The sequence below is a fragment of the Microbacterium oxydans genome, assembly GCF_900095745.1.
Lineage (GTDB): Bacteria > Actinomycetota > Actinomycetes > Actinomycetales > Microbacteriaceae > Microbacterium > Microbacterium oxydans_B.
Window position 1 is genome coordinate 289,541 of sequence record NZ_FMIR01000019.1, and the last position, 13,083, is coordinate 302,623.

Below are 13,083 nucleotides of genomic sequence, written 5' to 3' on the forward strand. Positions count from 1 at the left end.
CATGCCCGCGAAGGAGCATTTGGAAGGCCAGTGGCGCGAGTGGCGTCATGCCCGCGTCTCAGAGCTCGCGCGCCCGTACGGCTGGACGGCGCTGGTCGCTCAGCACTGGCTCCGCGACGGCGACGACGGCCTCGTCCTCGACGGCCTTCCCGGCACATGGGGCGTGTCGGACGGCAAGGTCCTGTACACGCCGCCGACCGACGGTCCGAACCTCGCGGTCGACGGCGAGTACCCCACCGGCACCGTCGAGATCGTGCCCGGGCGCAACCAGACCTACGGCCACGGGCGCAGCGTCCCCGTCTACTCCGGGGTGAGCGAGGTCGAGACCATCCCGCGCACGACCGACGACGGCGACCGCATCTTCGCGGTGCGGGTGCGGGACCCCCGCGAATCCGCACGCAAGGACTTCTCCGGCCTCGCGGCCTACGACTACGACCCGACCTGGCGTATCCCCGCCCGATTCACGCCGGCCGTGCGGGAGGACGTCGAGCAGGTCACGGTCGAGACCGGGGTCCGCGAGACCACGGCGCGCATCGGGACGCTGGCGTTCGAGCACGGCGGCCGCACGTATGAGCTCGCACTGATCGGCAAGGATGCCGCGTACGGCGTGCAACCCGTCGCGCACATCCGCGACCTGACGAGCGGGAAGACGACGTACGGTGCCGGACGGGTCGTCGAGCTGCAGTTCGCGGACGAGGCGGGTCAGGAGATCGACCACATCGACTTCAACTATCTGACCGCGCTCCCCTGTGCGTTCACGAACTTCGTCACCTGCCCCCTCCCGCCGAGCCAGAACCACCTGGACTTCGAAGTGGCGGCGGGCGAGAAGAAGCCGGATGTCGACATCGACCGGGTGCTGACCTTTCAGAGCACCTGACCCCGCTCTGCGAGGGGCCGCGACGACCCACGGCCCAGTCCCAGCGAGCACTGCTACGGTGAGGGTGTCGGCATCTTGCCGACATCAGGGAAGACTTCTCGTCGACCAACGGGCCTTCTGGGTCATTTCGTTCTCCGTCGCCTCCTCTGTGCGAGCCCGAGGAGCGTCATGCCCACCCCGTCAGTTCCCTCTTCCATCGACCCCGCGCACGCCTGGGCGGAGCCCATCGCGCTCCCGGTCGGCACCACGGCGATCGTGTACTGCGAAGGCCAGTTCGGCGAGCAGGACGGCAAGACCGCGAACGGACTCGTCCGCCACTCCGAGAAGTACGAGATCCTCAGCGTCATCGACAGCACGCACGCCGGCGCGGACGCCGGGATGCTGTTGGACGGCACCGCGAACGGCATCCCGATCCTCGGCGGCCTCGCCACGGCGATCGCGCACGCCGGCCACGTCCCGGACTACCTGATCTGCGGAGTCGCTCCCGCCGACGGGCTGCTCTCGGCCGACCAGCGCACCGTGCTGCTCGACGGCATCGCCCGTGGCATGCACATCATCAACGGGCTCCACGAGTTCCTCACGGACGACGCGGAGTTCGTCGCCGCCGCCCTGCTCGCCGGGGTGACCATCACCGACATCCGCCGCCCCAAGGACAAGAAGGATCTCCACCTCTTCTCCGGGCGCATCTTCGACGTGACCTGCCCGCGCATCACCATCCTCGGCACCGACGGCGCGATCGGCAAGCGCACCACGGCCACGATCCTCGTTCGTGCGCTCAACGATCGCGGCATTCATGCCGTCATGGTCGGCACGGGACAGACCACGATCATCCAGGGCGGTCGCTACGGCGTCGCGCTCGACGCGCTCGTGCCGCAGTTCTGCTCGGGCGAGGTCGAGAATCAGGTCGTCGCCGCGTTCGAGGGCGAGAACCCCGACGTGATCATCGTCGAAGGCCAGGGCGCGCTCAGCCACCCGGCGTACATCACTTCGGCGCACATTCTCCGCGGAAGCCAGCCCGAGGGAGTGATCGTGCAGCACGCGCCGGGTCGCAGTGTCCTGGGCGACTTCCCGATGGTCGCGATGCCGACCGTCACGAGCGAGATCGCCCTGATCGAGGCCTTCGCCGACACTCGCGTGATCGGCGTGACCGTGAACCACGAGAACCTCTCGGCGGATCAGCTGGCCGGGGCGATCGACGAGATCGAACTCGACACGGGCCTGCCGGCGACCGACCCGCTGACGCGTCCGCTGTCCGAACTCGTCGAGATGGTGCTCCAGGCGTTCCCCGCGCTCACACCGCGACAGACCACCCGTACAGCCGCGTGAGAGCGGCTCCGACCCGGTCGTAGCGGCGCCTGTCGAGGACGGCGGCCTCCCGCCGCAGTCCTCGCTCGTGCACGCTGTACAGCTGCTCCACGTCGACCCACGACTCGCGCCCCTGGGAATCCCACGCGCCCGTGCCGATCGACAGGTAGTCGCGGTCGCCGTCGTGCGGTTTGCTCGTCATCCGTACGGCGTACACACGGTCCGCCGATTCGCGTCCGATCACGAGAACGGGGCGATCCTTGCCGCGTCCGTCGTTCTCCTCGTACGGGACCCAGGTCCAGACGATCTCACCCGCATCCGGAGCTCCATCCCGCTGGGGTGAGTATGCGACCTGGAGGTCGCGGATCCGGCCCGGATCGATACGCACGGTCTCGGTGTCGCGGTCGTGCGCCGGCCCCACCGAGGGAACGGATGGGGTGCGCTCCTGGGATGTGCGCAGACGCGCGTCCGGGCGTCTCGGATCTGTCGTCCGAGACGCCCGGCCGGACCCCACTGCTTTGAGCAGGATGTCCACGAGTGCTGTCAGGATGCCGTTGGTCTTGCTCACACGGTCACCCTAACCGCAGATCATGCGTCGGCGAGTGCGTAGCCCTCCTCGCCGTGCACGACCTGGTCGACACCGGCGATCTCGTCCTCGTTCGTGACACGGAACCCGATCGTCTTCTCGATGGCGAAGCCGATGATGAAGGCGACCACGAAGGAGTAGATCAGGACACCGAGCGCCGCGATGACCTGCACCGCGAGCTGACGTGCGTCGCCGCCGACGAACAGGCCGGTCTCGCTCGCGAAGAAGCCGAGGTACAGGGTTCCGATGAGTCCGCCGACGAGGTGGATGCCGACCACGTCGAGCGAGTCGTCGAAGCCGAGGCGGAACTTCAGCTCGATAGCCAGGGCGCAGACCACGCCGGCGAGGGCGCCGAGCAGCAGTGCCCAGCCGGGCGTCAGGTTGGCGCACGCCGGGGTGATGGCGACGAGACCCGCGACCGCACCGGATGCGGCGCCGACCGAGGTGGGCTTGCCGTCCTTGATCTTCTCCACCAGGATCCAGCCGAGGATCGCAGCAGCCGTGGCGCCGAGGGTGTTCAGACCGATGAGTCCGACGCCGCCCATGTCCTCCGCGAGCCACTCCGCACCGGCGTTGAAGCCGAACCAGCCGAACCACAGCAGTGCGGCGCCGAGCAGCGTCAGCGGCACGTTGTGCGGCTTGAGGATGCCCTTCTGGAAGCCGATGCGCTTGCCGAGGACCAGTGCCAGCGCCAGAGCGGCCGCACCGGCGTTGATATGCACCGCGGTACCACCGGCGTAGTCGATCACGCCGATGCCACTGTCTTCGCCGAAGAGCGTGGTGCCGAGGTTCATGATCCAGCCGCCACCCCAGACCCACGCGGCGACCGGGAAGTAGCCGACCGTGGCGAAGATGCCGGCGAAGATCAGCCAGCTGCCGAACTTGGCGCGGTCCGCGATCGCGCCGGAGATCAGCGCGACGGTGATGATCGCGAAGGTCGCACCGTAGGCGACGCCGAGGAGGGCGACGTTCGATCCCTCACCGGACGCCAGGCTGGAGAGCCCGAAGTCGGCGAACGGGTTGCCGGCGAAGGCGGTCGGGCTGTCGACGGCGCTCATCGAGAAGCCGAAGAGAATCCACAGCACGGCGACAAGACCGATCGAGCCGAAGCTCATCATCATCATGCTGACGACGCTCTTCGCCTTGACGAGACCGCCGTAGAAGAAGGCGACGCCGGGCGTCATGAGCAGGACCAGCGCTGTCGCGGTGATCGCCCACGAGATGTTGCCGGGAGCATCCATAGGAAAACCTCACATCCGAAGTAATTGAGAGCTTCAGTGTGACGACGCGCCGTTTCGCGCATGCGTGAGGTTTGTTTCCCCGCTGTTACAGGGCTGTCCCTGGTGTGAACATCGCGTTACGCGGGCCTTGGGGGTTACGCAGAATGCGTCAGTGCGTTGAGTCGGGAGACGGCACGCAGGTACTTCTTGCGGTATCCGCCGGCGAGCATCTCTTCCGAGAACACCGAGTCGAGGCTCAGGCCGGTCGCGATGATCGGTAGCTGCGCGTCGTACACGCGATCCACGAAGGCGACGAACCGCAGGGCCTCGGACTGGTCTGTGAGCTGACGCACGCCGCGCAGCCCGACCTGGCCGAGTCCCTCGATCAGACGGATGTAGCGCGACGGGTGCACCTGGGCCAGGTGGCGGATCAGGTCGTCGAACCGGTCGTCTGACGCTGTGCTCTCCTGCGCGGCTGCGGCCGATGCGGCCTCATACGCGTCGTCGTCGAGCACCACGGCGTGCCCGTCGAGCGCGCGCTGACGGAAGTCGACCCCGTCGATGCGCAGCGTCTGGAAGCTGTCGGACATGGCGTGGATCTCGCGGAGGAAGTCCTGCGCCGCGAAGCGTCCCTCACCGAGGGCGTTCGGCGGGGTGTTGGAGGTGGCGGCGAGGCGGGTCCCCGTCGGCACGAGTTCGCCGATCAGACGGGTCATCACCATCGTGTCGCCCGGATCGTCGAGTTCGAACTCGTCGATGCAGAGGAGGTCGGCGCCCTTGAGCAGGTCGACCGTGTTCTTGTAGCCGAGCGCCCCGACCAGAGCGGTGTACTCGATGAACGAGCCGAAGTACTTCCGGCGTGCCGGCATCGCGTGGTAGATCGATGCGAGCAGGTGGGTCTTGCCGACGCCGAACCCGCCGTCCAGATACACGCCCGGCTTGAGCTCGGGTTCCTTCTTCGCGCGGCTGAAGAATCCGCCGCGTTTGACCGGGGCTCCGCGGCCGGAGAAGCGCATCAGCGTCTCCTTCGCCTCCTCCTGGGACGGATAGGCGGCATCGGCCCGGTAGCTGTCGAACGTCGCGGTGTCGAACTGAGGCGGCGGCACCAGGCTCGCGAGCATCTCCGGTCCGGTGACCGTCGGCTGACGCTCGGTGAGGTGCACGATTCCGGTGCGGCTGGTCGGGTCGGTCATCACGGTCCTGAATCGGGTGCTTGCCTGTGTCGAAGTCTTACGAATCGGGCGCAGGGTGCTCGGCGGGGATCTATCGTCGAAGGGACGGATCAACACTACGCCGTCTGCACACGCACCCTCGCCCGCTCAACGCTTCGGAGATCCCATGGCCATCGAGTTCGATTCCTCCTCCCCCCGGTTCGCCGAGTACGCCGAGCCCGGTCGGCTCGTCACCACGCAGTGGCTCGCCGAACGGCTGGGAACGCCGGGACTCGTGGTGGTCGAGTCGGATGAGGACGTGCTGCTGTACGAGACGGGCCACATCCCCGGCGCGGTCAAGGTCGACTGGCACACCGAGCTCAACGATCCCGTCGTGCGCGATTACGTCGACGGCGAAGGCTTCGCCGCGCTGTTGAGCCGCAAGGGCATCTCCCGCTCCGACACCGTCGTCATCTACGGCGACAAGAACAACTGGTGGGCCGCGTACGCCCTGTGGGTGTTCTCCCTCTTCGGCCATGAGGACGTCCGTCTGCTCGACGGCGGCCGCGACCGCTGGATCGCCGAGGGTCGCGAACTGACCCGCGAGCCCGCGAACCGCCCTGCCACCGAGTACCCGGTCGTGGAGCGCGACGACTCCGTCATCCGCGCCTACAAGGAAGATGTGCTCGCGCACATCGGCAACCCGCTGATCGATGTGCGCTCGCCCGAGGAGTACAGCGGAGAGCGCACCACGGCTCCCGCCTACCCCGAGGAGGGCGCGCTGCGCGCCGGCCACATCCCGACGGCGCAGAGCGTGCCGTGGGCGAAGGCCGTGGCCGAGGACGGCGGATTCCGCAGCCGCGCCGAGCTCGACGCCATCTACCGCGAGGGCGCCGGTCTCGAGGACGGCGATGACGTCGTCGCCTACTGCCGCATCGGTGAGCGGTCGAGCCACACCTGGTTCGTGCTCAAGCACCTGCTCGGCTTCGAGAATGTGCGCAACTACGACGGCTCCTGGACGGAGTGGGGCAGCGCGGTGCGGGTGCCGATCGTCACTGGGGCAGAGCCGGGATCCCTCTGAACGTGGGACAATGACAGGGATGAGCGCGAGCGAAGTTCCTGAAGCACTGGCCGAGATCCGCGACGGTTTCCTGGAGACCCCGGAGTCCGATCGGCTCCTGCTGCTGCTCGAATACTCGGACGAGCTTCCCGACGTCTCCGACGAGGTCGCCGCCCACCCCGAGATGTACGAGCGGGTCGCGGAGTGCCAGTCCCCCGTGTACATCCACATCGAGGTGAACGACGACGTCGTCACGATGCACGCCACGGCTCCCCCGGAGGCTCCGACCACGCGCGGTTTCGCGAGCATCCTGGTGCAGGGTCTCACCGGACTCACCTCCGACGAGGTGCTCGCGATCCCGAACGACTACCCGCAGTCGATCGGTCTCACCAAGGCGGTCTCACCGTTGCGGATCGGCGGCATGACGGGAATGCTTATGCGCGCGAAGAACCAGGTCATTCAGAAGCGCTGAGCCCCTGGGCGTCGAGCCAGTCGGTGATGGCCGTGCTCCACCCGGTCTCGTCGTAGTTCCAGAGCTTCGTGTGCCGGGCGACGGTGAACCTCGGCATCGTGACGAGGTCGGGGCGTGCCTCCTGCAGCGCGTGCGAGGAGTCGGCGGGCACGAAGCCGTCGTCGTCACTGTGCAGGATGAGGATCGGTGCGGTCAGCTCGTCGGCCCGGGCCACCATGTCGAGGCGGTCGAACAGGATCGGCTCGTCGGCGCCGCTCAGGCGTGCGGTGAGCGGCGACTGCAGCGCGCCCATCGCGAGAGCCGGCAACGGCGCACGCACTCCGGCCATCCGGGCCTGGAACCGCAGCACCGTCCGCCAGTCGACGACCGGGGATTCGAGGATGATCCCCGCGATGCGGTCGCGGTGACCGGACGTGACAGCGGCCTGCAGCGACACCGCGCCGCCCATCGACCAGCCCATCAGGATCACGCTCTCGGCGCCGTGGCGGAGCGCGTAGGCGATCGCGGCATCGACGTCCCGCCATTCCGATGCGCCCAGCGCATAGGCACCGGCCCTGGTGCGGGGCGCCTCGCCGTCATTGCGGTACGACACGACGAGGTTGGGCAGACCGGCGGCATGCAGCACCGGCACGGCCCGCAGGCACTCCGCACGGGTGGCCCCGCGCCCGTGCACCTGGATCACCCAGGTCGATGACGACGCAGGGAAGTACCAGGCGGGGCAGGGACCTGCAGGAGAACCGATCAGCACGTTCTCCCAGCGCAGATGAAGCTCACTGGGCGACGAGTAGTAGTACCCGCTGAAAGAGGCTGCGCGGTCCACGCGCGAACCGGGTTCGATCTGGGTGAGCAGCTTGCGGCGCACACTCCTCGCGTCGGCGCTGAGCACGGCGCCGAGCTTGACGTAGCCGTAGGTTCCGGAGGTGAAGAGGCCGTATCGTCCGGGCAGCTCGGTGTCGAGGGTGCGCTGCAGCTCGATCGTCTGGGCTCCGGTGTCGACGGCCAGGATCTCCGTGTCTGTCGGGCGGCGCATGGGCGTGACCACCCGTCGGGCGACGGCGAACACGAGAAATGCGAATGCGGCTCCGAAGGCGAGCAGGGCAGGGACAAGGAGCGTAACGGCGTGCCTGAGACTCTTCATCGCTTCCTGACTCTAGCCTGTTGCCGTGACCGCACACCCCGAAGCCGGGACACCCTTCGACAGCGCTGTGGCTGAGCTGCGCGAGACCGCGTTCCGCGATGACATCACGGTGCGCGAGATCGCCACCCCCCAGGGCCTCGCTCCGTTCGCCCTCGCGCTCTCCGCCGACGTTCGACCGGAAGACCACGGGGAGTCCGTGTACGGCACCGGTCGGTTCGTCCTGCTGCACGATCCCGACGAGCCGGGCGCGTGGGGAGGGGCCTGGCGCATCGTCATCTTCGCGCAAGCGCCGCTCGAGACCGAGATCGGCACCGACCCGCTTCTCGCCGACGTGACGTGGTCCTGGCTGGTCGATGCACTCGACTCCCGCGATGCCGTCTATCACTCGGCATCGGGCACCTCGACGAAGACTCTGTCGAAGGGTTTCGGAGGGCTCGCCGTCGAAGGCGACGGTGCCCAGATAGAATTGCGGGCGTCCTGGACTCCGGAGGGCCCGTTCCGACCGCACGTCGAAGCATGGGCCGAGCTGGTCGGAATGCTGGCGGGGCTTCCGCCCGGCTCCGAGGGCATCGCCGTGATCGGCGCGCGAAAGGCTGTACGTGACTGAATACTCCGTGATCTCGGATGCTGAGGAGTTCCGCGCGGCGTGCGCTGTGCTCGCCGCCGGCACCGGCCCCGTCGCCGTGGACGTCGAACGTGCGTCCGGTTTCCGCTACTCGCAGCGGGCCTACCTCGTGCAGGTCTTCCGTCGCGACGCAGGCGTCTTCCTCTTCGACCCGCCGGCGATCGGCGACTTCGCCCCGCTCCAGGAGGCGATCGGCGATGTCGAGTGGGTACTCCACGCCGCCAGCCAGGACCTGCCATCGCTGCGCGAGCTGCACCTCGAGCCGCCGGTGATCTTCGACACCGAGCTGGCCTCCCGACTGCTCGGCCATGAGCGCGTCGGACTCGGCGCCGTCGTCGAGGACACGTTGGGCATCGTTCTCAAGAAGGAGCATTCGGCATCCGACTGGTCGACCCGTCCGCTGCCGGACTCGTGGCTCGAGTACGCCGCGCTCGACGTGCTGCACCTGATCGATGTCCGCGACATCCTCGTCCAGGAACTGGAGGAGCAGGGCAAGACCGCTTTCGCCGCCGAGGAGTTCGCCGCAACCCTCGCTCGTGCCCCCAAGCCGCCGCGCGAGGATCCCTGGCGTCGACTCAGCGGACTGCACCAGGTACGCGGCTCCCGCAACCTCGCCGTGGCCCGCTCCCTCTGGCAGGCCCGAGAGACCTACGCGCAGGCTCAGGACGTCTCTCCCGGCAGGCTCGTGCCCGACCGCTCACTGGTCGCGGCTGTCATGGCGAATCCGACGTCGAAGCAGGCGCTCGCCGGAGTCAAAGAGTTCCAGGGCCGCGCCAGCCGCAGCCAGCTCGACCGCTGGTGGCAGGCGATCGTCGACGGCCGCGCGTCGGAGGACCTGCCCCGCGAGCGCGTACCGAGCGACACCCTCCCGCCGCCGCGCGCCTGGGCCGACCGGAATCCGGAGGCCGATGCCCGCCTGAAGGCTGCGCGTCCCGTCGTCGAAGCGGTTGCCGAAGAGCTGGGCATGCCCACCGAGAACCTGCTCACGCCCGAGTACCTGCGTCGCGTCGCGTGGGACCTTCCCGGTGAGACTCCGGAAGAGATCGCCGCAGCCCTCGCCGCACTCGGAGCTCGCCCCTGGCAGATTGCACAGACTGCACAGAAGATCGCGGACGCCTTTGTAGAGGCGGCGCAATCGCCCGACACCACCCCGGCGGACGCTTCGTAGGTTCGACCCAACCGATTCCTCCCTGTTTCGCGGGCTTCATAGACTGAGGCCACGCACTAACTTGGAGGCAGAGTGGCCGAGATCTCGGACGTCTTCTTCGTCGATGGAGTACGCACCCCTTTCGGGCGCGCCGGCGAAAAAGGCATGTACTGGAACACCCGCGCGGATGACCTCGCCGTGAAGGCGACCATCGGCCTGATGGAGCGCAACGCTGCCGTCCCGGCCGACCGCATCGATGACGTGGCGATCGCCGCGACGAGCCAGACCGGCGACCAGGGCCTCACCCTCGGCCGATCGGTGGCGATCCTCGCCGGGCTTCCGCAAACGGTCCCTGGACTCGCCGTCGAGCGCATGTGCGCCGGCGCGATGACCAGCGTCACCACGATGGGCGCGTCGATCGGCGTCGGCATGTACGACTTCGCCCTCGCCGGCGGTGTCGAGCACATGGGGCATCACCCGATCGGCGGCAACGCCGACCCGAACCCGCGCTTCGTCGCCGAGAAGATGGTCGACCCGGGGGCGCTCAACATGGGTGTCACCGCCGAGCGCATCTTCGACCGTTTCCCGCACCTCACCAAGGAGCGGTCCGACCGGTTCGGGATGCTCAGCCAGCACAAGGTGCAGGCCGCCTACGACGCCGGCAAGATCCAGCCTGACCTCGTGTCCGTGGCCACCAAGGGTGCCGACGGTGCCTGGGGCCTTGCCACCGAGGACGAGGGTCGTCGCCCGCAGACCACCATGGAGGACCTCGCGGCGCTGAAGACGCCGTTCCGTCCGCACGGGCGCGTCACCGCGGGCACCTCCTCCCCCCTCACCGACGGCGCGACGATGTCGCTGCTCGCCGGCGGTGGCGCGGTGAAGGAGTTCGGGCTTGCACCGAAGATGCGGATGGTCTCGTTCGCCTTCGCCGGTGTGCAGCCGGAGATCATGGGCATCGGCCCGATCCCCTCGACCGAGAAGGCCCTCAAGAAGGCCGGGCTGACGATCGCCGACATCGGCCTGTTCGAGCTCAACGAGGCATTCGCCATCCAGGTGATCTCGCTGCTCGACCACTTCGGCATCGCTGACGACGATCCCCGCGTGAACCAGTGGGGCGGCGCGATCGCGCTCGGGCACCCGCTCGCGGCATCCGGTGTGCGTCTGATGATCCAGCTCGCGGCGCAGTTCGCCGAGCGCCCCGACGTCCGCTACGGTCTGACCGCCATGTGCGTCGGCCTGGGCCAGGGCGGCTCGGTCATCTGGGAGAACCCGCACTACAACGGCAAAAAGAAGAAGTGAGCGCCAACGTGACGAACTACGACGACATCGACTTCTCCCCCATCCAGGCGCTCACCGAGGGCGAGGTCATCACCCAGTCGCCCGTGCGCGACATCCGCCTGGCCTCGGGCAAGGTGCTCGCCCTGATCACGCTCGACAACGGTCGGGACCACACGCGCCCGAACACGCTGGGTCCGGCGACTCTCACGCAGCTGGGCGAGACCCTCGACGGTCTCAAGGCACGTGCGGCAGCCGGCGAGATCCAGGCCGTCGGCATCACCGGCAAGCAGTACATCCTCGCCGCCGGTGCTGATCTGTCCGACATCAGCAAGGTGGGCTCTCGTGACAACGCGCGCCTGATCGCGCAGCTGGGTCACAAGGTCCTCGGCAAACTCGGCGACCTCGGTGTGCCGTCGTTCGCCTTCGTGAACGGCCTCGCCCTGGGCGGCGGCCTGGAGATCGCGCTGAACTCCAGCTACCGCACGGTCGATTCCTCCGCCGCGGCCGTCGCACTCCCCGAGGTCTTCCTCGGCATCATCCCCGGCTGGGGCGGCGCCTACCTGCTGCCGAACCTGATCGGCATCGAGAACGCCCTCGAGGTCGTCATCTCGAACCCGCTCAAGCAGAACCGGATGCTGAAGCCGCAGCAGGCATTCGACCTGGGTGTCTTCGACGCGATCTTCCCCGCGGCGAACTACCTCGAGAACTCGTTGTCCTGGGCAGACGATGTTCTCGGCGGTAAGAAGGTCGAGCGCAAGAACGAGCCGGGCAAGATCGAGCGCCTCACCAAGTGGCCGATCGCGATCAAGATGGCGCGCGGGATGCTCGAGTCGAAGATCGGCACCGTGCCGAAGTCGCCCTATGCCGCGCTCGAGCTGCTCGACAAGGCGAAGAGCGGTACGAAGGCCGAAGGGTTCGCCCGCGAGGACGAGGCGCTGGCTGAACTCGTGACCGGCGACCAGTTCGCCGCCTCGATGTACGCCTTCGACCTGGTGCAGAAGCGCGCGAAGCGACCCGTCGGCGCTCCCGACAAGCAGCTCGCGAAGAAGGTCACCAAGGTCGGCATCATCGGTGCGGGACTCATGGCGAGCCAGTTCGCGCTGCTCTTCGTCCGCAAGCTCCAGGTGCCCGTGCTCATCACCGACCTGGATCAGGCACGCGTCGACAAGGGCGTCGCGTACATCCACGAGGAGATCGGCAAGCTCGAGGCCAAGGGCCGTCTGGACTCCGACTCGGCCAACAAGCTGCGCGCACTCGTCACCGGCACCACCGACAAGAGCCTCTACGCGGACTGCGACTTCGTCATCGAGGCCGTGTTCGAAGAGGTCGGCGTCAAGCAGCAGGTGTTCGGTGAGATCGAGCAGATCATCGCCGACGATGCGATCCTCGCGACCAACACGTCGTCGCTGTCCGTCGAGGAGATCGGCTCGAAGCTCGCACACCCCGAGCGTCTGGTGGGCTTCCACTTCTTCAACCCCGTCGCGGTGATGCCTCTGATCGAGATCGTGAAGACACCGACGACGTCGGAGGCGGCGCTGTCGACCGCCTTCGTCGTGGCGAAGAACCTGGGCAAGAATGCGGTCCTCACGGCCGACGCGCCCGGCTTCGTCGTGAACCGTCTGCTCGCCAAGGTCATGGGCGAGGCCGCTCGTGCGGTCTACGAAGGCACGCCGATCGCGGATGTCGAGAAGGCGTTCGGCCCGCTCGGTCTGCCGATGGGCCCGTTCCAGCTGATCGACCTGGTCGGCTGGAAGGTCGCCGCCCATGTGCAGGACACCATGGTGCAGGCGTTCCCCGACCGGTTCTATGCGAATGAGAACTTCCACGCTCTCGCCGAGCTCGACGCGGTCGTGGAGAAGGACAAGGGAGGGCGCGTCGTCGGCTGGAGCAAGCAGGCCGAGAAGGTGCTGAAGCCCGCCGTCGGCAAGACCCCGGCAACGGCTGCGACCATCCTCCAGCGCGTACAAGACGGTCTGGCTCAGGAGATCAAGCTGATGCTCGACGAGGGCGTCGTGCCCGAGGTCGAAGACATCGACCTCTGCCTGATCCTCGGCGCCGGATGGCCGTTCATCGATGGCGGGGCCTCCCCGTACCTCGACCGCGAGGGTGCCTCCGAGCGGGCCTTCGGCGGCTCGTTCCACACTCCGCAGATCCGCGGCGTCGAGCACCGCTGATCGCAGCGCCAGTCCGAGAAAGCGCCCCTCTCGACTCCTTGCGAGTCGGG

General features: G+C 67.9%; 12 protein-coding genes. 8 read left to right on the forward strand and 4 right to left on the reverse strand.

From position 1 onward, the window contains the following. Position 1: 1 nt before the first annotated feature. Positions 2 to 877 (forward strand): DUF1684 domain-containing protein, encoded by an 876-nt coding sequence (locus BQ2383_RS16945; RefSeq protein ID WP_091036619.1) that lies wholly within the window; start codon positions 2 to 4, stop codon positions 875 to 877. Positions 878 to 1,045: 168 nt separating this feature from the next. Next, positions 1,046 to 2,203 (forward strand): DUF1611 domain-containing protein, encoded by a 1,158-nt coding sequence (locus BQ2383_RS16950; protein ID WP_208617692.1) that lies wholly within the window; start codon positions 1,046 to 1,048, stop codon positions 2,201 to 2,203. Here BQ2383_RS16950 and BQ2383_RS16955 read toward each other — a convergent pair. From BQ2383_RS16955 to zapE, 3 genes are all read right to left on the reverse strand, one after another. Then, a complete protein-coding gene (locus BQ2383_RS16955) occupies positions 2,169 to 2,750 on the reverse strand; it encodes a type II toxin-antitoxin system PemK/MazF family toxin (protein WP_091036622.1) in 582 nt (193 codons plus the stop codon). The two genes, BQ2383_RS16950 and BQ2383_RS16955, sit on opposite strands and share 35 nt — an antisense overlap. A 20-nt stretch (positions 2,751 to 2,770) precedes the next feature. Further along, positions 2,771 to 4,009, reverse strand: a complete 1,239-nt coding sequence (locus BQ2383_RS16960; protein WP_029263283.1) for an ammonium transporter — start codon at positions 4,007 to 4,009, stop codon at positions 2,771 to 2,773. 134 nt (positions 4,010 to 4,143) lie between these two features. Next, positions 4,144 to 5,181 carry a cell division protein ZapE gene (gene zapE / locus BQ2383_RS16965; protein WP_091036624.1) on the reverse strand — a complete coding sequence of 346 codons (1,038 nt, stop codon included), beginning with the start codon at positions 5,179 to 5,181 and terminating at the stop codon, positions 4,144 to 4,146. A 145-nt stretch (positions 5,182 to 5,326) separates the two neighbouring features. Here zapE and BQ2383_RS16970 point away from each other — a divergent pair, with 145 nt between their 5' ends. Beyond that, a complete protein-coding gene (locus tag BQ2383_RS16970) occupies positions 5,327 to 6,220 on the forward strand; it encodes a sulfurtransferase (protein ID WP_091036626.1) in 894 nt (297 codons plus the stop codon). A 19-nt stretch (positions 6,221 to 6,239) separates the two neighbouring features. After that, positions 6,240 to 6,671: a SufE family protein gene (locus BQ2383_RS16975; RefSeq protein ID WP_091036629.1), complete on the forward strand. Its 432-nt coding sequence runs from the start codon at positions 6,240 to 6,242 to the stop codon at positions 6,669 to 6,671. Here the strand turns inward: BQ2383_RS16975 and BQ2383_RS16980 are convergent. Continuing rightward, complete coding sequence (locus BQ2383_RS16980; protein ID WP_091036632.1) at positions 6,655 to 7,809, reverse strand: alpha/beta hydrolase family protein; 1,155 nt, start codon at positions 7,807 to 7,809, stop codon at positions 6,655 to 6,657. The two genes, BQ2383_RS16975 and BQ2383_RS16980, sit on opposite strands and share 17 nt — an antisense overlap. Positions 7,810 to 7,834: 25 nt before the next feature. Between BQ2383_RS16980 and BQ2383_RS16985 the strand changes: the two genes are divergently transcribed. From BQ2383_RS16985 to BQ2383_RS17000, 4 genes are all read left to right on the forward strand, one after another. Further along, positions 7,835 to 8,416 carry a DUF3000 domain-containing protein gene (locus BQ2383_RS16985; protein WP_091036634.1) on the forward strand — a complete coding sequence of 194 codons (582 nt, stop codon included), beginning with the start codon at positions 7,835 to 7,837 and terminating at the stop codon, positions 8,414 to 8,416. Next, positions 8,409 to 9,602 carry a ribonuclease D gene (locus BQ2383_RS16990; protein ID WP_091036637.1) on the forward strand — a complete coding sequence of 398 codons (1,194 nt, stop codon included), beginning with the start codon at positions 8,409 to 8,411 and terminating at the stop codon, positions 9,600 to 9,602. The genes BQ2383_RS16985 and BQ2383_RS16990 overlap by 8 nt, the downstream gene beginning before the upstream one ends. A gap of 72 nt (positions 9,603 to 9,674) precedes the next feature. Next, entirely contained in the window at positions 9,675 to 10,880 is a 1,206-nt protein-coding gene (locus tag BQ2383_RS16995; RefSeq protein ID WP_091036639.1) for a thiolase family protein, read from the forward strand. Positions 10,881 to 10,888: 8 nt separating this feature from the next. Continuing rightward, positions 10,889 to 13,033 (forward strand): 3-hydroxyacyl-CoA dehydrogenase NAD-binding domain-containing protein, encoded by a 2,145-nt coding sequence (locus tag BQ2383_RS17000; RefSeq protein ID WP_091037636.1) that lies wholly within the window; start codon positions 10,889 to 10,891, stop codon positions 13,031 to 13,033. Positions 13,034 to 13,083 lie beyond the last annotated feature (50 nt).